Annotated in this window: 17 protein-coding genes and 1 riboswitch; of the genes, 4 read left to right on the top strand and 13 right to left on the bottom strand. The window is 52.7% G+C overall.

What is annotated here, in order from left to right; all coding sequences use genetic code 11:
- Positions 1-40: 40 nt before the first annotated feature.
- The 6 genes from POTG_RS02160 to metE form a co-directional block, all read right to left on the bottom strand.
- Positions 41-1,075 carry a sensor histidine kinase gene (locus POTG_RS02160; protein WP_232282199.1) on the bottom strand — a complete coding sequence of 345 codons (1,035 nt, stop codon included), beginning with the start codon at positions 1,073-1,075 and terminating at the stop codon, positions 41-43.
- Positions 1,076-1,101: 26 nt separating this feature from the next.
- Positions 1,102-1,782 (bottom strand): response regulator transcription factor, encoded by a 681-nt coding sequence (locus POTG_RS02155; RefSeq protein ID WP_009223148.1) that lies wholly within the window; start codon positions 1,780-1,782, stop codon positions 1,102-1,104.
- Positions 1,775-3,607 (bottom strand): ABC transporter ATP-binding protein, encoded by a 1,833-nt coding sequence (locus POTG_RS02150; RefSeq protein ID WP_009223147.1) that lies wholly within the window; start codon positions 3,605-3,607, stop codon positions 1,775-1,777. The genes POTG_RS02155 and POTG_RS02150 overlap by 8 nt, the downstream gene beginning before the upstream one ends.
- A 113-nt stretch (positions 3,608-3,720) precedes the next feature.
- Complete coding sequence (locus POTG_RS02145) at positions 3,721-4,434, bottom strand: MgtC/SapB family protein (protein WP_009223146.1); 714 nt, start codon at positions 4,432-4,434, stop codon at positions 3,721-3,723.
- 429 nt (positions 4,435-4,863) lie between these two features.
- Positions 4,864-5,490, bottom strand: coding sequence for an FMN-dependent NADH-azoreductase (locus tag POTG_RS02140; protein WP_009223145.1), 627 nt, complete (start codon positions 5,488-5,490; stop codon positions 4,864-4,866).
- Positions 5,491-5,630: 140 nt separating this feature from the next.
- Entirely contained in the window at positions 5,631-7,937 is a 2,307-nt protein-coding gene (metE, locus tag POTG_RS02135) for a 5-methyltetrahydropteroyltriglutamate--homocysteine S-methyltransferase (protein ID WP_009223144.1), read from the bottom strand.
- Positions 7,938-8,080: 143 nt separating this feature from the next.
- Positions 8,081-8,278: riboswitch (cobalamin riboswitch) on the bottom strand.
- A gap of 219 nt (positions 8,279-8,497) precedes the next feature.
- Here metE and POTG_RS02130 point away from each other — a divergent pair.
- Genes POTG_RS02130 through POTG_RS02115 form a run of 4 tightly spaced genes read left to right on the top strand, consistent with a single transcriptional unit; the run spans position 8,498 to position 11,683 of the window.
- Positions 8,498-9,496 (top strand): multicopper oxidase domain-containing protein, encoded by a 999-nt coding sequence (locus tag POTG_RS02130; protein WP_009223143.1) that lies wholly within the window; start codon positions 8,498-8,500, stop codon positions 9,494-9,496.
- A gap of 44 nt (positions 9,497-9,540) precedes the next feature.
- Positions 9,541-10,101, top strand: coding sequence for a DUF2249 domain-containing protein (locus tag POTG_RS02125; RefSeq protein ID WP_009223142.1), 561 nt, complete (start codon positions 9,541-9,543; stop codon positions 10,099-10,101).
- Between the two features lie 13 nt (positions 10,102-10,114).
- Positions 10,115-11,356 carry a hypothetical protein gene (locus POTG_RS02120; protein ID WP_009223141.1) on the top strand — a complete coding sequence of 414 codons (1,242 nt, stop codon included), beginning with the start codon at positions 10,115-10,117 and terminating at the stop codon, positions 11,354-11,356.
- Between the two features lie 27 nt (positions 11,357-11,383).
- Positions 11,384-11,683 carry a metal-sulfur cluster assembly factor gene (locus POTG_RS02115; protein WP_036643790.1) on the top strand — a complete coding sequence of 100 codons (300 nt, stop codon included), beginning with the start codon at positions 11,384-11,386 and terminating at the stop codon, positions 11,681-11,683.
- 112 nt (positions 11,684-11,795) lie between these two features.
- Here the strand turns inward: POTG_RS02115 and POTG_RS02110 are convergent, their stop codons facing one another.
- The 7 genes from POTG_RS02110 to POTG_RS02080 all read right to left on the bottom strand — a co-directional run.
- Positions 11,796-12,182 carry a cupredoxin domain-containing protein gene (locus tag POTG_RS02110; RefSeq protein ID WP_050769661.1) on the bottom strand — a complete coding sequence of 129 codons (387 nt, stop codon included), beginning with the start codon at positions 12,180-12,182 and terminating at the stop codon, positions 11,796-11,798.
- 111 nt (positions 12,183-12,293) lie between these two features.
- Positions 12,294-12,941, bottom strand: coding sequence for a response regulator (locus POTG_RS02105; RefSeq protein WP_009223138.1), 648 nt, complete (start codon positions 12,939-12,941; stop codon positions 12,294-12,296).
- Positions 12,913-13,776 carry a sensor histidine kinase gene (locus POTG_RS02100; RefSeq protein WP_009223137.1) on the bottom strand — a complete coding sequence of 288 codons (864 nt, stop codon included), beginning with the start codon at positions 13,774-13,776 and terminating at the stop codon, positions 12,913-12,915. Before POTG_RS02100 ends, POTG_RS02105 begins: the two co-directional genes overlap by 29 nt.
- A 166-nt stretch (positions 13,777-13,942) precedes the next feature.
- On the bottom strand, positions 13,943-15,409 hold the full coding sequence (nagE, locus tag POTG_RS02095; RefSeq protein ID WP_009223136.1) for an N-acetylglucosamine-specific PTS transporter subunit IIBC: 1,467 nt from the start codon (positions 15,407-15,409) through the stop codon (positions 13,943-13,945).
- A gap of 32 nt (positions 15,410-15,441) precedes the next feature.
- Complete coding sequence (locus POTG_RS02090) at positions 15,442-15,939, bottom strand: PTS sugar transporter subunit IIA (protein WP_009223135.1); 498 nt, start codon at positions 15,937-15,939, stop codon at positions 15,442-15,444.
- Between the two features lie 289 nt (positions 15,940-16,228).
- Positions 16,229-18,319 carry a glycosyl hydrolase family 18 protein gene (locus POTG_RS02085; RefSeq protein ID WP_009223134.1) on the bottom strand — a complete coding sequence of 697 codons (2,091 nt, stop codon included), beginning with the start codon at positions 18,317-18,319 and terminating at the stop codon, positions 16,229-16,231.
- 639 nt (positions 18,320-18,958) lie between these two features.
- The coding region (locus POTG_RS02080) for an ATP-dependent helicase C-terminal domain-containing protein (RefSeq protein WP_332306486.1) at positions 18,959-20,067 on the bottom strand (1,109 nt) is incomplete at its 5' end.

Here is a 20,067-nt window from a genome sequence, read left to right as displayed (position 1 = left end):
TTGCCTCCAAATCCAAATAAAAGGTTACAATTTCCACCGATTATGGTTTCCAGCGGAAAGGGATGAACACGTTAAAGCTTGAGCCCTTGCCAGGCTCGGAAGTCACCGTAATCTCACCTTGATGGATGTCCACGATTTTTTTGACGATCGACAGTCCCAGCCCGCTGCCCCCATCGCTGCGCGTGCGGGATTTGTCCGCTTTATAAAAGCGCTCAAAAATATGAACCAAATCCTGCTCGAACATACCGATCCCGTTGTCTGCCACCGTCACAACCGCCCGTTCCCCTTCAGACGTGAGGGAAACTCGAATTTCCCCGCCTTCCGGCGTAAACTTGATACTGTTATGAAGCAGATTCATCCAGACCTGGCTAAGCAGATCCTCGGCGCCCTCCACCTCCAACGCTGAAACTTCCATCTGTATTTGAATGTTCTTGGCGAGCCACTGAGGTTCACAAGCCAATACTACGTTTTGCAGTTGGCGATCAAGCCGAAACCGGTTCGTTTGCAGCGAGGCACGGTCCGTCTCCAGAGCGGAGAGCTTCAACAAATTGTCGCTCATCTGCGCCAAACGGCGGCTTTCCGATTCGATGATCTCCAGGTAATGGTTCCGTTTCTCTGGAGATAAGTCCGGTCTGCGCAAAGCTCTGGCAAAGCCGCGGATCGAGGTCAGCGGCGATTGGATTTCGTGCGACACGTTGGAGATGAAGTCTTGTCGCATCGTTTCCATTTGTCCCAAAGCTCCGGCCATTTCGTTAATGCTGTTAACGATGGTTTCAAACTCTCGCATCCGTTCGAATCCGACGATCCGAACCGAGAAATCCCCTTGGGAGATCCGGCGAATCGCGTCGATCACGATGTTCAGGCTTCTCAGTTGACGGGGCCGGAACATCGCGGAGATCAGAAGCACGACCAAGAAAAATAAGATGACTCCGAAAATGACATTCAGCAGATCGATGACATAAGCAGAAAAAGGAGGCTCCCATTTTCGGTAAACCGCTGCGGTTACCCAGCGCGCCAAAGACCAAGTCGTACCAAAACAGGCGAGGATGACAAGGATCTGGCCGATTCGGAGCAATATCTCTCCTGCTCTCCTCCAGAAGGTCAACGTTCACACACCTCCAAACGATACCCGAGACCGCGGATCGTACGAATCTTAAATCCAAACGTTTCCTCGGGAAACCGTTCGCGCAATCGATTAATATGCACATCTAGCGTGCGTTCATTTCCTTCAAAATCGTATCCCCAGATTTCCTCAATAAGCTGCTCCCGGGTGAGGGTTCGCCCTGCATAACTGCCAAGCTTGAACAGCAGCTCGAACTCCTTAAGCGGCAGCGTAATGCTGCTTTCGCCGCTTTCAACTTCAAATGTTTTGCGGTTCATTCGCAGCGCGCCAATCGTCACGGTTTGGGAGATCGACACCTGATAGCGCTTGAGCAGCGCCTTCACCCGTGCGACGAGCTCGGCCGGTTCGAACGGTTTGACGAGATAATCATCCGTGCCCAGCTCGAAGCCCTTAACCACCTGCCGAGTCTCCCCCTTCGCCGTCAGCATGAGCAGCGGCATATCATAGTAGCGGCGCAGCTCACGGCAGAGGTCCCAGCCGTCCATCTCCGGCATCATGATGTCCAAAATCACCATGTCGACCTTCTCCGATTCCACCAGAGCGAGCGCCTTGCGTCCATTCTCGGCTTCCATCACCTGATCGATGCCCGCTTCCTCCAGGAACAGGCGAACCAGCTCGCGGATATGCTGATCGTCGTCAACTACGAGAATTTTAGCCATGTTGCATCTCTTCCTCCTCGTTTTCGAGCGGTTCCGACTCTTCTCGGCTTGCGGCGATTTGCAGCTGCTGCGAGGCGAACTCGCGATACATGGCGTGCTGACGCAAGAGCTGCTCATGTGTGCCTCGGCCCGTAACCTTCCCTTTTTCGATAAAAATCAGCTGATCCGCCCCAATGACGGTGGAGAGACGGTGGGCGATGACAATCGTCGTCCGGCCTTTCATGAGGTTATTTAGCGCCTTCTGGACGACGATTTCCGAGCGGCTGTCCAGGCTCGAGGTCGCTTCGTCCAGCATGAGGATTTTCGGATCGCGCAACAGGGCCCGTGCAATCGCGATCCGCTGCCGCTGCCCGCCGGACAGCTTAACCCCGCGCTCGCCGACATCGGTATCGAACCCGTTCGGCAGTTCGGCGATAAAGCCGTCAGCATAAGCCATCTCCGCCGCCCGCTGCAGCTCCGCTTCGCTGACTTCGCGCTCGATGCCGTAGCACAGATTCTCACGGATGGTTCCGGCGATAATCGGGCTTTCCTGCGAGACGTACCCAATCATCCCACGCCAGGAGCGAAGCGAAAACGAATCGATGGGGTCATCTCCCAGTCGGATACTGCCCTGCTGCGGCACGTAAAACCGCTCCAGCAAGGAAAATAACGTCGTTTTGCCGCCGCCGCTTGGGCCAACGACCGCCGTTACCGTCCCCGGCTCCATCGTAAAGGAAACGTCCTGCAACACCGGCTCGTCCGGTTTGTACCCGAAGGTAACCCCGTCCACGATTAACGGCTGATCCGCCTTCGTAATCTCCTGACCTTGGCCAAAAGGCTCCTCCTCGGCATCCAGCGTTTGGAGAATCCGTTCCGTAGCGCCTTTGGCTTTCTGAAGTTGGGTGAAAAACGTCGTCAACTGCGTCATCGGCATGACGATCTGAACGAGGTACAGAATAAACGCCACCAGTTCCCCGGCGGACAACCCGCCGCCCGCCACCTGCATCCCGCCGTAGCCAATTACCACGACGAGCAGCATCATCATGACAAAGGCCATAAACGGGCTAATCCATGCCATGACTTTGCCCTCCCGCACGCCGAAGGAGAGCAGTCTGCCAATCGCTTGGCTGCCGCTTTCATATTCCTTCCGCTCCGCGTTCGATGCTTTGACCAGGCGGATTTCGGACAACACCTGGCTTAAGGCCGCTGTAAAAGATGCGGTCTCGTCCTGCATGGCCAGCGAAATTTTATACATCGTCCGGCCCAGCGGTACAAGAATCAAAGCGGCAAGCGGGATCACCGCGAACATCACCAGGGTCATTTTCCAGTTCAAGTAAAATAGAACGGCCACCGCACCCAGAATCGAGATGATTCCGCTGATAAAGCCGGAGACCTGTTCGGAGATCAACGTTTTGATGATCCCGGTGTCATTGGTCATTCGGCTGACCGACTCCCCGGTCCGATTGTTGTCGAAGTAAGATACCGGCAAGCAGAGCAGTTTCTTCCATAAACGATCCCGCAGGCCAGCAACCATGCGCTGACCGGTATAATTCAGCAGGAAGATCGATAGTCCCGAAGCGACGGACATCCCGACAAATGCGGCGCCGATCCACACGATCTGCGAACCGCTGATGGAAGACAACGAAAAGCCGTCAACAAGATTCTTCGTGAACATCGGAATCACGAGGCTGACCAACGTTGACAGCAAGCTGAGGACGATCGCGACGGCAAACAGCGGCAGCGGCGGCTTCGTTTCCCGCAGCAGGCGGAAAAACGCCTTTGAGCTTCCACCACTTGTGCTCACTTGACGATCGGTATCTTTAAAATTGAAGTTATTCCTTGGCATGTGTTTCTCTTCCCTTCCATCTCTATCTGAAACAAGACGAGCCGGAAATACCGGCTCTAGGAAAAAGACTACATTCGGAATTTAAACTGAAGTTAAACAAAATAAAACCTTAACTAGAGATTCTCCACTTCCACGCTGATGACATGGTTAATCTTCCGGAGAAAATGGTACAGCTCCGTCGTATACTCCTTCTCCGATGCGGTAATCACCATATCGATCCGCTGGCGTCCTTCCTCCAAGTCTTTGATTTTCAGCCGCCGAATCCGGTGCTTGTTCACTTTCGTTCCTTGTTCTGGATCACCGCTGCATTCGATGATACGAATCAGTTCGGTTACGTTGCCGTGATCCTCCATGACGATTTTGATGGAGACATCGCGCTGATTCAGCTTATAGGGTCCAATCCATTTAATGATATAGGGTACGACATTCACGGAAATGATCAACAGAACCACCGTTAATGCAGCAGCCAGATAAAACCCGGTTCCGATTGCGATCCCAATCCCGGACGCTGCCCAGATCATCGCCGCAGAGGTAAGGCCGGAGATCCCCTCATTGCTTCGGCGAAGTATCGCCCCTGCCCCCAGGAAACCGATCCCGCTGACGATTTGCGCAGCTAGCCGCATCGGATCCATGTTCGGATGATCCGGTCCGGCGAATTTGGCAAACGCCTCGATCGACACGATCGTAACCAAGCAGCTGGCAATACAAATAACCATACTCGTCTTGATTCCCAGCGGTTTCTGCTTTAATTGCCGGTCGATACCGATAAATAACCCGAACAATAGAGCTAGGCCAAGCTTTACAACCATTTCCATTTCGTTGTTCATGATCGCAACTCCTTCAAGTATATAAGGTGAGTATAATTGTATTCGGCACTTTGGTGCAAATCGAACATACCCTAGTGTAAAAAAAGAAACCCTTACTAACGGGGTCTCCCCCCCATTAGCAAGAGTTTCATCATTACTACTTTACGAGTTCAACAAAGATATCATCGGGATTGGCATCGATATGAGACTCTACAAATTGATCATAAGATCCCTCAAAAGTGAACCTTCCTTGATTCAAGAGATGAATCTTACAATCCACTTTCTGAAAATCATGCAGCGTATGGCTTGATAGTTAGAGGGATAATTTTCTAATATTGTTAGATTTTCTGTTAGACTCATTTTATTTTTTCCCTGCTTCGTTGGTCAAGAAGAAAAAAGCCTGAACCGTCTTTAAACGGCTCAGGCTTCCCAAATTGCATATCAGATAAATTAGAATCTTGCAGCCAGCTCGGCAGCGCGTTTTACGCCATCTTGAATAATTTCTTCGGCGCGGTCTTGGAATTGATTATGCCCCTCGACCACAACGGCTTCCGGATCGTTAATGCCCCAGAAGGCCAAGGTGTTCTTTACATAGTTCAGAGACATTTCCAGCGCACTCATTGGACCTTCGGAATAAACGCCGCCGCGCGCTTGCAGCAACGCTACTTTCTTGCCGCCGACCAGGCCAACCGGACCTTGCTCGGTGTACTTAAACGTTTTACCAGCTTGGTTCAAGTAGAACAGGTAGGTCAACAGCTGTGCCGGAATCGTGAAGTTCCACAACGGGAACGCAAATACGACTTTATCCGCATTCAAAAATTGCTCCAGATAACCATTGGCCAAGTCAGCAGCTTTTTGCTCTTCTGGCGTTGTCGGGATCCCATTATTGACTTTGAACAGCCCGTTTAGCATATCCAAATCATAATAAGGCAGGTTCAACTCGAACAGGTTCAACTCGGTGATTTCATCATTAGGATGAGTTTCTTTGTAAGTTTGCAGGAAGCTTTCATACAACTTTACAGTAGCAGATTGCTCTGCTGGGCGATTATTGGCTTTGACAAATAAAACTTTAGACATCTGTGGTTTCCCTCCAACTCTTTATCTTTACTTTCTTTTTTCTAGTTACTCTATATTATCTTGTAACTGATTTAACAATGGTAATGATAAAGGCTAACTACCACTTTGTCAATTACAGATTCAAAAAAATCAAACTTCCTTCACTGCCGTGTTGCCTGCGTTCCACGTCCAAATTTGCTGCGAACCTGCTCTGCTGCCGCCGTCATTTGCCGCAGCGCTGCGACCGTTTCGTGTTGTCCTCTCGTTTTCAAGCCGCAATCAGGGTTCACCCAGAAAAGTTCCGGGTCCAAAACTTGGAGCGCCCGCTCGATCAACCGTACCATCTCCTCCGCAGACGGGACGCGCGGGCTATGAATGTCGTAAACCCCCAGCCCAATTCCAAGCGGATACGTATGCTTCTCAAAACTCTGGATCAGCTCGCCGTGGCTGCGCGACGTTTCGATCGAGATCACATCGGCATCCAGCGCACGGATCTCCTCCAAGATATCGTCAAATTCGCAGTAGCACATATGCGTATGAATCTGCGTCGTATCCCGGACCGATGAGGTCGTCACGCGGAACGCCTTCACCGCCCACTTCAAATAGTTCGCCCAATCCTTCTGCTTGAGCGGCAGCCCTTCGCGCAGCGCAGGCTCGTCCACTTGGATCATCTCGATCCCCGCTTCCTCCAACGCCTCGACTTCCCTTCGCAGAGCCAGAGCAATTTGATAAGCCACCTGCTCCCGGGACAGGTCGCTGCGAACAAAGGACCAGTTTAGGATAGTGATCGGTCCCGTTAGCATCCCTTTCACCGGTTTGTTCGTCAAGCTCTGGGCATAGGCCGTTTCCTTAACGGTCATTGGCCCCGCAAATTCGACGTCTCCATAAATGATCGGCGGTTTTACGCAGCGCGTGCCGTAGGACTGTACCCAGCCTCCTTGCGTAAACGCAAATCCCGGAAGCTTCTCTCCGAAAAATTCCACCATATCGGTGCGCTCGAATTCACCGTGCACCAATACGTCGAGCCCGATCTCCTCCTGGAGCTCAACCCATTTGCGGATTTCCGCTAGAATGAACGCCTCGTACTTCTCTGGGCTCCACTCGCCTTTACGCCATTTCTGCCGGGCGGCCCGAACCTCGGCGGTTTGCGGGAAACTGCCGATCGTTGTGGTCGGCAGGAACGGCAACTGCCACTTTGCCTGCTGCTTCCGCCGCCGATCGGCGAAATCGCTGGCGCGCTCGGCCGGAGCCGCTGCAGTCTGCGCTGCTTCTTCCCGCACCGAAGCAAGGCTGCGGGCCGGATCTGCGGCAAGTACAGCCAAGGCGCGACGATTCTCGGCGAACTGCACCGGCTCTGGTTCTTCCCCATTTGCCGCCCTGCTTAAGCTCACCAACTCCTCCAGCTTCTGCTCGGCAAAGGCCAACGCATCGCGCAATACCGGATTAAGCCGCTCTTCCCCTGCAGCAGATACCGGGACATGCAGCAAGCTGCAGGAAGGCTGCACGATCACATCCGGCGCTCCGGACTGGAGCGAAATCGTCTTCACCAGGCTAAGCGCCTCATCTAAATCCGTGCGCCAAATGTTCCGCCCGTCAATCAGTCCCGCTCCCATCGTCTTGCCAGCGGGAAAGCCGTAACGCCGGAGCGCTTCCAGGTTACCGTCCCAGCCGTGTACGAAATCCAACCCCAAGCCGTGCACCGGCAGTTCAATCAGATCTTCGTATCGTTCAACCGCATCAAAGTAGGTTTGCAGCATCAGTCGCAGTCCCGGAACCTCCTGCGCGATCGCCTGGTAGATCAAGCGAAGCCGGTGTACGTCCTCCTCACTTAAAGAGACAACGATAGCCGGTTCGTCGATTTGCACCCAATCTGCGCCCGCCGCCTTCAGCTCGCGCAGCACCTGTACGTATAGCGGCAGCAGCTTGCGGGTCCAAGTCTCGACTTCCCCCGCCGTTTCCCCCTTGGACAGCTTCAGCAAAGTAAACAGCCCAAGCAGTACAGGCCTTCCGTTGATCCCGAGCTCCTGTTTCGCTTCCAGATAAGCCGCCAGCGGCCGATTGACGGTCAACTTGGGATCTCGGTTCCCAAGCTCAGGCACGATATAATGGTAGTTCGTATTAAACCATTTGGTCATCTCACTGGCGGTCGCTTGGTCGTCGCCTCTTGCGATGGCGTAATACAGATCAAGCGATACTTGGTCACCGTTCCATACGAAGCGCTCCGGTACTAGGCCAAACATCGTCGCTGTATCAAGGACGTGATCGTAATACGTAAAATCGCCCACCGGGATGACATCAAGTCCCCGATCCCGCTGCAGACGCAGGTTGTTCAAGCGAATCTCTTTTAATCGAGCATGGAGCTCCGGCTCCGTGATTTTTCCTGCCCAATAAGCCTCGATCTGCTTCTTCCATTCCCGTTGTCTTCCGATTCTGGGATACCCCAGATTTCCGCTAACAAATTTCCCCATATTCATTGCCTCCCATTGGTAAGTTCAAAACGCGCCAATCCGTAAAGCACAAAAAAGGTCCTCGATAGCATGGCTAAAGAGGACCTTCGATCCGTTGTTCGATGGCTTGCAACTTTAACACCTCCCTATCTCCCGTAGGTACAGCAGTGCTGTCGAAATAGGCAGGTCTCCTGGCTTCGGCATCATCGCCGGATGTGACCTTCCCAATGATTACATCACCAGTGGCATCTCACACATCCGACTCCTCCGTTACAGTGGCGGGACCGCGCCGGCATTGCACCGGACTTCCCTTTTAAGCTCCGGCCAATCTTGGCCGGAACACCTATTTCCGCTATATTCGGTTGGAATATACCTACCATCTTACTTCATCTGCCCCGCGAATACAATATCAAACAGATCGGAATTAACTCATTTATGCACTGAGAATGGGAATCAAATGACAACATTTTCGACAACTTTCATGTGATACATATCACAATGCGGTCTTCGGACCCATCGTACGATGAAGGTACATCAAGGAGTTATTGCTTAGCCATTTCAGATAGAAAGAGGAATGACCGATGAAATCGCGGAACATCCCGAAGCATCTATTGCTTAGTTTGTGCTGTCTGGTCATGATTGCCGCAGCATGGTTTGCGTTCCCATCGGAGACACCCCAGGTCAGTGATACCGTCCTGCAAGAGGAAGAACAGCATCTCCATCCACCGCCAGTTGAGCCAATCATTCAACGGGAAGGCCATACCGTCCGCATTGAAATGACCGCGCAGCAAGCGGATATCGAGATTTCCGAAGGCGTCACTTATCCCGCCTGGACACTTAACGGTACCGCCCCCGGGCCGGTGTTGCGCGTGAAGCAAGGCGATCAGCTGGAGTTTACCTTAAAAAACCTAGATCCAGATATGCCGCATTCGATGGATTTCCATGCGGTCCATGCCGCTCCAAGCGAGAAGTTCGTTGAAGTGATGCCTAACGAGCACGGCACGTTTACTTATCCCGCCAACACGCCAGGCGTGTTCATGTACCATTGCGGAGCAAGTCCGGTACTGCTGCATGTAGCCAATGGGATGTATGGGATGATCATCGTTGAACCGAAGGACGGATACCCTACGGACTCGGATATCGACCGAGAATATACGATCGTCCAAAGCGAGTGGTATGCGGCAAATGATTTGGATGCTTTTCAACAAGGTGATCCGGAGTATGTTGTGTTCAACGGCGATGATTTTACGTTAAAAGAACACCCCTTGCTCGCCAAAGTCGGCGACAAGGTTCGGCTGTACGTCATCAATGCGGGACCAAATCATGTTTCTTCGTTCCATGTGGTTGGGACGACCTTTGATCGCGTCTATCTGGACGGGAATCCAAGCAATCAGCTGTACGGCATGCAAACGGTGTTGCTTCCGGCCGGCGGCGGCGCAGTCGTTGAGTTTACCGTCATGGAAGAAGGCGATTATCTGATTTTGACCCATCAGCTGGGTGATGCTAACCTCGGAGCTACGGCGATCCTGCGCGTAAGCCAGGACGGGACAGATCATGGAGAACCGGTGATGAGCCATTAATGAAATACCATTTTCACGCAAATTCATAAACGAGGTGACGTTGGATGAATCGACAAGACGCCAGAATTGTAGAGCTGGACGTTCGAGAGCAACTACGGAACAAACTGGAGCCGTTCCAGCTCATCATGGATACTGTCAAAAAGCTGGAAAAAGACGATCTCTTCGTGCTTCACGCCCCCTTCAAGCCGACCCCTTTGCTCAAGCTTCTGAAAATGAAGGGACTCGTCGGCAAAGCGGTGATGCTAGACAAAGAGCATTGGATCACGACATTTGTCCATAAGAAAAACAAGGCATGGCTCGAAGAGGAAAACGAATCCGTACCAGTTGAAGCAACCGCAGAGGTTGCTCCGGCATCAACGGGTGGATCCGGCGAATCTGCCGCCACCCCTAACATCATCACGCTGGACAACCGTGGTCTGGAACCGCCGCAACCGATGGTTCGAACGCTGGCAGCCTTGGATCGCTGCAAATCAGGTGATGAGGTGCATATTCACAACGACCGGGTACCGGTATTTCTTATCGAGGAATTAAACAGCTTGGGCTGCACCTATACGGTGGAAGAACAACCGGATGGGACGGCCAAAGTCCAAATTCGCAAACCTTAAGGAGGTGAACCTGATGCCGGCCATGTCCCGCCTGCCCTTTCTCTTTATCGTCACCGGAATCTTCGGATTCGTCCTGTTTCACGCCACCTCCCTGATGTCACTCACAGGCTGGATCGGCGATGAGATCCGCGGCCCGGCCGGCTGGTTCCAGGTGCACCTGTTTGTGCTGGGCTGGGCAACCATGCTGGCGATGGGTGCCGTCTACCAGCTGATCAACGTTATTTTGCAGTCGAAGATCTACAGCGAACGTCTCGGGTATGTGCATTATACACTTTTTACGATTGGTCTGTTTGGTCTGCTATTTGGCTTCATTCAAGGCGACACGTATTGGATTGGCGGCTTTGCCACACTCGCATTCTCTGGAGTTGTCCTGTTCGTTTGGAACCTGGCCGCCACATTGCTGCGGGCCGAAACGTGGAACGCGATCACCATTAGCACTGCCTGCGCGGTGTTTTACCTGCTGCTCACCGGGTTATCCGGGATGGCGATGGGGATCAATTTTGCGACCGGTCTTTACAACGATTTGCACGAAAACCTATTTGGTACGCATATCTGGCTGGGGACGCTAGGCTGGTTTGGTCTGTTGATCACCGGGTTCAGCTACAAGCTGTTGCCGATGTTTTATTTGTCCCATAACTATCCAACCCGGCTGGAATACGTCGTCTTAGGGGTATGGAACGCAGGGGTTCTGCTAGGCGCGACTTCCTTTCTGTTTGGTTTGCCAACAGGCTTCAAAATTGCCGCGCTGCACCTGATTGTTGTTGCCGTTCTTTGTTATAACGTTCATCTGTTGCAAATCCGCAGCAAACGGCATAAACGCAGCCCGGGGGCAGGCATTGAATGGACAGTCACCGGAAGCCAAATCTTTGCCGCCTTTGCGCTCATGTTTGCGGTGCGGGCACTGGTGTCACCAGGGCAACTGCTGGAAACTCAAACTGTTCTCACAGCCGGCTTTGTTTATTTAAGCTACTGGGTGTCGTTCACGGTGCTTGGATACGTGTCCAAAATCGTACCGTTCCTGTGGTGGACCTACAAATACGGCAAGCAAGCCGGACGCCCGGGAACGCCGGTACTGGCCGACCTGCTGGACGAGCGGAAAGTGAATCTCGGGTTAACCTTGATTCTCTGTGCGAATTTGACCGTCCTCATCGGCATCGTGACCGGCTCATCGATCGTTATTGCCATCGGAGGCGCCGTATTATCCATCGTTTCGGTGGCTTATATCGCTTTGATCGCAATGGTGTTTGCTCATTAACGACAATGCAAATGGAGGTTAGTGGCCATGAATAAAATTGAACAAATCCGTGAATGCCTGCGTGAGGTTTATGATCCCGAGCTGGGCGTAAATATCGTTGATCTAGGGCTGGTATACGACATTCGGGAAGAAGATGATCATGTCTACATTCAGATGACTTTAACAACGCCGGGCTGCCCGATGCATGATACGATTGTTGGCGGTGTTCGTTGGGTTCTTAACGATCAACTTGGAATCCAAAACCCGGTCATCGACGTCGTCTGGGAGCCGCGCTGGTCGCCGGAGCAGATGTCGGAGGCAGCCAAGGAGCAGTTGGGGTATTTTTGAGGTTGTGATGCAACGGGATAATCACGTAAGGGATGCCACACGCATGCAGAAATACAGCTCTCCTTATCAAAAAAAGCTGGCGACTTCATCTGCTGGATGAGCCGTCAGCTTTTTATTTTACGATCAAGATGCCTTTCATCTCCTTGTGGTTCTTGCCGCAGGAGATGTTGCAGGAGTACTCAAAGGTTCCGGCTTGGTCAGCCGTAAACGTAATCGTTTTGCCTCCGCGGACTTCTTTGTTGTATCCTTTGATTTTCAACGAGTGCATCCCCTGCTTATTTTTGAGCGTAATCTGCACCGTATTGCCCCGTTTGACCTTGATTTCCGTCAAGTCGTATCCCGATGAGCTGGCATGAACGGTAAACGACTTCACCGGTCCTGTTGTTTCCGCCGCCGGCTCAGATTCGCCAATATAGCGCCCTGGGGCGTCGGCACATGCCGATAGCAGAAGCATCCCGGCCGCGAGCAAACAGGCAACAGCACCCAAACGTTGATTCATCAGCTTCTCTCCCCTTCTTGAACTAAGAGCTACTCTCAGTTTAGAACGGGAAGGCTTCACGCTTTGTGATTTCCGTCACAACTTCGACATTTGTCCCTGCAGCCATTGAAATCACCCTCGCGGGTCGATCCACCCTTGCTCCAGCGCATAACGCGTGAGTTGTACCCGGTTTTCCAAGTGCAGCTTTTGCAAAATGTTTTTAAGATGGTTTTTTACCGTCTGATCGGAAATGTGCAACACCCCGGCAATCTCCCGATTGGTCATGCCCTGCGCAACCCAGCCAAGGATCTCCCGTTCGCGGGCAGTTAGCGGAGGTTGTTCACCGCTTGTCCGCCTGTTCACCGGAAACTCCTGCAAAATCCGCAAAGCCAGCTCACTGGATAATGGCGCTTCATCGCTGGCGATCGCCCTTAAATATTCCAACCAAGTTCCGGGCTCCAAGTTTTTGAGCAGGTATCCCTGGGCGCCTTGCTTCAGCGCTTCAAACAGATGAGCGGCGTCATCCGATACCGTAATGAGCACGATCTTCACATAGGGGTAGCGCAGCTTGATCTCGCGGGTCGTTTCCAAGCCGTCCTTGCCCGGCATGCGGATATCCATCAAGATCAAATCCGGCATCCACCGCTCCGTCTGGGCAATGGCCTCGTCGCCATCTTCCGCGTAAGCCACGATTTCAAAGGAATCATCCTCGGCTAATATCTCCCCGATCGCTTCCCGGGCATGAGGATGATCATCCACGACCAACACGCGAACCTTCATCTGAACCGCCTCCTCCCCGAATTTGAATCGTCGTCTCTCCTGGCTGGGACGCAACCGTCAGCTCCCAGCCCATCTCGTTCGTCCGCTCTCGCATGATCTGCAGGCCGTAGCGGCCTGGTCTCGCCGCACCCTCCTGCGCAAAGCCGCACCCGTGATCTGTGATCGTGACGGTGAAATCCTGCGCATCTCCCGATGCCGAGATCTCGATGGCTTGTACGCCCGCATGCTTGGCTGCGTTAATCACCGCTTCCCGCAGGCAGGACACCAGCTCCATCTTCGCCTTCGCCGGCCAGCCCGCTTCCTCCAGCTGCCAGTCCAAATGCAAAGTGAGCTGCTGTTCAACAGCGATTCGACGGACGATTGCCGACATGGAGGCTTCATCCGCTTCGCCTTCCCGAGAGTCTGGCGGAATCCGCAGGTCGGAAATCGCCTCCCGCACATACCGGTTCACTTCATGGATCGATTTGCGCAGCCCGTTCCAATCATACGAACTACCTGCCGCCTGCTGCTGCCGTTCTGCCCGGTCCACCTTGACGGAGAGAAGGAACAAAGATTGCGCGATCCCATCATGCAGCTCACGAGCCAGCTGCTCCCGCTGCTCCAAACGGGCCTTCAGCGCCCGCTCCCGCTGTAATTCCTCCTGCATGCGTTCCAAGTTCGAAAACCAGCGATATTGCAATGTAATACTCACCGCAAACAAAATGACCGGCGTCAACACATTCCCTAGCTCCATCGACACAAACGGCATGAGAAATTGGTGGCGTACCACCTCCCACACCCCGACCACCAGTGTTGGAACAATCAGGATCAACCATTTCGTAAATTTATAGGACATCGTCTAACCCCTTAAGCCGTTTTCCTTCGACTTAACTTTACATAACCCGAGATTGGGCTGGCAAGCGTTAGACAAAAAAATTGAATCCTTTCGTTAGATAAAGCCGTAAAATAAAAAAGCAAGGCGGAACTGCCATTCCGCCCTGCGATGCAATACGTGCGTTACCTTACAGCATCTTTTTGATGTCATCCTTGATCGCTTCGGATTGCGGTCCGAACACGACTTGGACTGCGCCTTTGCCGAGTCTCATGACGCCCGATGCGCCCAACTGCTTCAATGCGGCATCGTTCACCTGTTTATCGTCCTTGACGACGAGGCGAAGGCGGGTAATGCACGCATCCACGGACTCAATATTTTCCGGTCCGCCGATGCTGGCCAGGATTTTGGCCGAACGGTTGTCGGCGGCAGACTTCCCTGTTCCTGAAGCCCCTTCCTCTACCACTTCTGCGATATCCTCAGCATCTTCACGACCTGGTGTTTTCAAATTCAACTTGACAATCATGAAGCGGAAGATGACATAGTACACAACCGCCGTAACTAGACCAACTGGGATGAGCAGCAACGGCTTGGTCGAGATTTGATAGTTGATTGCATAATCGATGAAACCGGCCGAGAAGCCGAAACCAAGTTTCATACCAAGCGCGTAAGTGACATAAGCCGCAATCCCCGACAGTACTGCGTGAACCGCATAAAGCACTGGAGCAACAAACATGAAGGCAAATTCCAACGGTTCTGTAATCCCCGTCAGGAACGATGCCAATGCCGCCCCTAAGAAAATGGAGCTAACCATTTTGCGTCTTTCCGGTCTAGCCGTATGAATAATCGCAAAGGCTGCAGCCGGAAGACCAAACATCATGATCGGGAAGAAACCGGTCATGAACATACCTGCGGTCTTGTCGCCAGCGAAGAAGCGGTACAAGTCGCCATGAATAACGTCCCCTGCAGCATTCGTAAAATCTCCAATTTGGAACCATACGATCGAGTTGATGATATGGTGAAGACCAAACGGAATCAGCAAGCGGTTGGCAACGATATGAATTGCCGAACCAATGCCGCCCAAGCTGGTTACCCAATCGCCAAAGACATCCAAGGCAGCTTGTATTGGTCCCCAAATCAAGCCGAAGATCAAACCTACAACAACCATCGTTATCGCAGTGACCATCGGAACAAACCGTTTGCCACCGAAGAAGCCTAACCAATCCGGCAGTTTGATATCATGGTACCGTTTGTACAAATAGGCGGAAATACAACCCACGATAATACCACCAAGAACCCCCATATCCAATTTGGTATCGGCGGATTGCATGAGTCCTGGAAAAATGCCGGGTACTCTACCAAGCACGTTCAGCAAAATCAAATGACCGATGACTGCAGACAATGCGGCTACCGCATCTCCGGCCAAACCGATCGCAACGCCAACAGCGAAGATCAGCGGAAGATTGTCAAAGATCGTTCCTCCGCCCGCTGCTAGAAACGGTGCGATATACGTGTTGAGAAATCCCCCAACTCCATCCCCCAGGTGAAAATCCTTGATGTAGTCGATGCTGCCGAACCTGAGCAGAATCGCCGCTGCAGGCAGTGTTGCAACCGGAAGCATCAATGACTTACCGATTTTCTGGAGAAAAGCTAGCATGCACAAACCATCCTTTCCTTACTTCTTGTATTTTATTGTAAAACCGCCTTTAAAATGACGCTGCTGCCTGCCGTCACAGGACCGGTGATGGGTTCTACGCTGCTCGTCACTTCTCCGGCGTTTGTTACTATAATTGGCGAAATCACCGGATAACCAGCTTCGCGAATGGCTGCCAGATCAAATTCGATTAGCAGCTGACCTGCTTTGACTTTGTCCCCCACGGAGACATGGGCAGTAAAGCCCTCGCCTTTGAGCGACACGGTATTGATTCCGAGATGAAATAGAAACTGCAATCCGGACGAATGCTCCATCATCACGGCATGGTTACTTTTGATGACATGAACGACTTTGCCGTCAAACGGCGCAACCAGACGTCCTTCGCTGGGTTCAACAGCGATCCCCGGACCCATATGGCCCCCTGCGAACGCTTCATCTGGAACTTGAGCTAACGGTACAGCCTCCCCGGTTAGCGGCGAGAGGATCTCCAGCACTTTACTCTCCGTATTTTTCTTTCTCCATTTTGAAAACATATGGCCCTCCTCCTAATTCTGATTACCTATATTCTGGCATCTTTAAGAAATCAATATGCCCTACTCTCGGATATTGGGAGATACAGGCGAAAAAAAAGAGCCAAGAAAAGAAGCCTATTGTTTATCTAGGTCTGCTTTCCTTGGCTCATGCCCATTCTGAATCAATGGTAACACGCCAAAAGTCATTCAATTGTCGGTCGGTTATGTGACTATAATAATTCAAGCTCTCGCTAGCGTCAATAGAAAAATGAAAGCGCACACAAGATGTTAATTATTTAAATTTTTATCCTTATAGAGCCTGAAATAACGCGGGTACCTTATCCGGTTCCCAGCCAGGCAGCGACGTGTGGGCTTGAATTACTTTATAGGTTACACCGTTATACGTTACGAGCTGATTCACAGTATACGACGTATAAGGTGCCCAAGCTGTCGGCCCCGTCCCTGCCGAATCTGTGGTGACCGTCACCGCATTGCTTGCAGGCGAGAGATTACCGGCGGCGTCTTTCGCTTTCACGGTAAACGTATAGGAAGTAGATGGCGAAAGTCCGTTAATCGTAGCCGTTGTCCCCGTCACCGTCGCAACGAGTTGACTACCGTTGTATACCTCATATCCAGTCACGCCGACATTATCGGTCGATGCGCTCCAGCTCAGGCTGACGCTGGTCGAGGTTTTGGCCGTCACCGTAACGTTGCCCGGCGGGGTGGGAGCGATTGTGTCGCCCGGGTCGGTTCCAGGCTCGGTCGTGACCGTCAGCGGAGCGCTGGCCGGTGAGACATTGCCCGCAGCATCCCGTGCAACCACCGTAAAAGTATACGTCGTTGCGGGGGCAAGACCGCTGATCGTCGCCGTCGTCCCGGTTACGCTGGCCGCTTGCGTTCCGTTCCGGAAGACGTTGTATCCAACAACGCCGACATTATCAGAAGAAGGCTGCCAGGTTAACGTGACAGAGTTCGCCGTTTTGGAGGTGACCTTTACACCGGTAGGCGTAGACGGAGCCACCGTATCTCCCGGCGGCGTTACGCCTCCGCTCAGATCGTTGTTCAGCTTGGTGAGCAGCGTTTTGTTGCGGTCACCGCTCAGTTCCCAGAACATGGCGCCGGCAAGACCACGGCTCTTGATATAATCGGTTTTGAAGCCGATGGATTGTGGATCGTCATAAGAGATAAACCGCCGTACCGAAGGATTATACAGGTACGGCACCTTGGCCGTATCGTTCCAATAGCGGCTATACCCGTTCTTATTGATATAATTCGCTTCCAGGTCGTAGTAATCAAAAGAACCAGCCTCCCAAGTTCCGACGGAAGACGCTCCGCTGGCGCTTTGGTATTGCCCGTTGCCGGCGTTGTTTACGCCATCCCAACCGCGACCGTAGAATGGAATGCCAAGCACCAATTTATTGGCGGGAACACCGGCATTTAAGTGGCCTTGCACTGCGGCGTCGGCATTAAAGACCGAGGCGCTGGGCACGCCGGCGTTGCCTGCGGCCGGATCGTAGTACAGCGGTGCATTGTGAGCCGTAATTTGCTGCCATCCGCCGTTAAAATCATAAGTCATAATATTAATCCAGTCGACGATGGATGCGATATTGCCGAGCTCCGTATTGCTAACGAAGGAAGGCGAAGCTCCGGAAGCGATCGTCAGCAAATATCTTTTGCCATCCACCGTTCCGGCTGCATCCAGCTTATTCCGGATCTCCTGGAGCAGCTTCGTATAGTTCTGCTTATCCTCCGGACGATAGCTATTCCCGGGCAATCCACCGGCAACCGGATACTCCCAGTCCAAATCGATGCCGTCGAAATTGAACTTCCGCAGGAAGTCAACGGCCGAGTTGGCGAACGTTTCGCGCGTGACTTGGCTGGCAGCCACATCGCTGAATCGGTTGGACCAGGTCCACCCGCCCACCGATATAATCGTCTTCAAGTGCGGATTCGCCTGTTTGAGTTTATTTAGCTGATGAATATTGCCTGCGTACGGTTGATCCCAGGTGTCGCCGGGAAATAGCTTGCCGGTATCGATCCAAGGATCGCCCAAGACGATCGTGCCGTTGGGCACGTTAATCGTTTGGCCCTTCTCGTCCTGCGTCGGCCAGGTCACAGGGTTCGGCCCGGCCGGATCCGGATTGCCGTGACGGCCGTCCCAGGCGATATCGGCGAAGGCATAATTGATATGGGTGATTTTGGAGGCATCGATATCATAGACATTAAAATTGCGGTCATAAGCCCCCCAGGATGGGTAATAGGCAACGATTTTGTAAGGATCGGCAGCCTCAGCGGCTTTCGGTTGGAGCAGGCCGCCCGGCAGCAGCAGAGATAAAGCCAGACAGGTCAGAGTAAACAGCTTCCACTTCTTGGCGAAGCTTCGGGTTCTTATCGATTGCATCACTTAAATCCCTCTCTTTCAATCGAAATTGAATTGGAATAAAGCTAGCAGCAAGAACTCTGGCTGTAAGATCCACAAAACGGACCAACGTCACAAATCTTCCGTGCTCGTCAGCAAATCTCCTTTCCTTATGGAACTAACCGATGGACTCCTCGCTTGTCCTCTGTCCGCCGCAGCCGATCACCTCCGCAAATTCAGATCTCATTTCATTCCTTGTAAGCCCTCAAAGCCACTCCCGGCGCCTATAGGATTTCTCTGAAGTGTTTACAAAACTATTAAATCATAATAGATTTGGTGATAAAAGGATAAATTTCTATTATTTAATCGAACATCGGCTATAAAGCGCAATAAAAACGCGACGATCTGAGAAGATCGCCGCGTCTTAAGAATGATATATGCACGCTGGTTCGGTCGATATATTCGATTTTTCATACACATTTTGTGGCAAAACGTTGAAATTGGGAAATCTATATGATTTTTCATATAAAAATGTGGCTTTCGGCTCCCCGCAGCCCGAATCTATATGAAATTTCATATATAACTGGCAAAAATGGCCCCCTGTCCGCTGAATGTATTCGATTTTTCGCATACAATCACGTGCAAGTCCGGATCTAGCCGTCCGTTTACTTCCAAACTAAACTAACGTTGTCCATCCGGCCTTACTTTTCGGGTCGCGGTGGCCTGAAGCGGATCGTCCGGCCAGTAATGCTTCGGGTAACGGCCTTTCAGGTCTTTTTTGACCTCAAAATAAGTGTGTTGCCAAAAGCTGCGCAGGTCCGACGTGACCTGAACCGGCCGGCTGGCGGGCGACAGCAAATGCAGCGTAATTGGAACCCGTCCAAACCCGATCCGCGGCGTTTCCATCATGCCAAACACTTCCTGCAAGCGTACTGCCGCATAAGGGGCTTGGGGGCCGTCGTAATGAATTTGAATTTTGGAGCCGCTGGGGACAAGCAGGTGCGTTGGCGCTTCGGCGTTTAACTCCTGCTGCTGCGGCCAAGTCAGAAGGCCCTCCAGTATGTTGTATAAGGACAGCGCCTGCAGATCCGCCCGCTTACGCACGCCGGACAAATACGGTGCCAGCCATTCCTCGGCGGTTGCGGCTAGCGTCTCATCCGATACATCCGGCCAGTCAGGATTTAGGCGGTGCAAAAACATCAGCCGCTCCTGCAGCTTCCGCGCCTTCTCCGTCCACGGCAAGATGGCGACGCCTTTGGCGGCAACGGCCTCGAGCAAGGCTTGTGTGATCTGCTCTGGACTCGGCGACGGGTCCGGCTGCTCCCGCAGAACGATCGCGCCAAACGTCCGGCGGATTCTCGCCCGCACCGTTCCCGAAGCGTCATCCCATTCCGCGCTTCGCTCCTCGGTAATCCCCTCCGCATGATGGCGGTACACGTCCTCTTCCTCCAGCGGGGCCGCCAGCAAAATACGTCCTTCTGCTCCTTCGTCGTCAACCTCGGCAATCGCCAGGAACGCGGATTGGCCTAGGGAATCCTTGTGGAGCAACTGCGCCCCCCGCCCGTTCCGCATCAAATACCGCCCATCCGGGCGGCGGAACGCGATCCGATCCGGATAAGCGAAGGAGACCAGCAAGCCGCAGCAGCGGTCCAGATCCGTTGGAACGGAGGCTGCCGGCACGGGAGCTGTCGGCGGCGTTGGATCGGCCAGCTCGGCACCGGCCGCTGCTTCGCCGTCCGGCGGCTCGAAATCGGGGTCGTCTCCGGCATCCGGGACGACCCACTCGCCGA

The sequence above is a fragment of the Paenibacillus sp. oral taxon 786 str. D14 genome (assembly GCF_000159955.1).
GTDB classification, from domain to species: Bacteria; Bacillota; Bacilli; order Paenibacillales; family Paenibacillaceae; genus Fontibacillus; species Fontibacillus phoenicis.
Note: the sequence above shows the minus strand (reverse complement) of the source record. Positions and strands in the feature narration are given on the sequence as shown.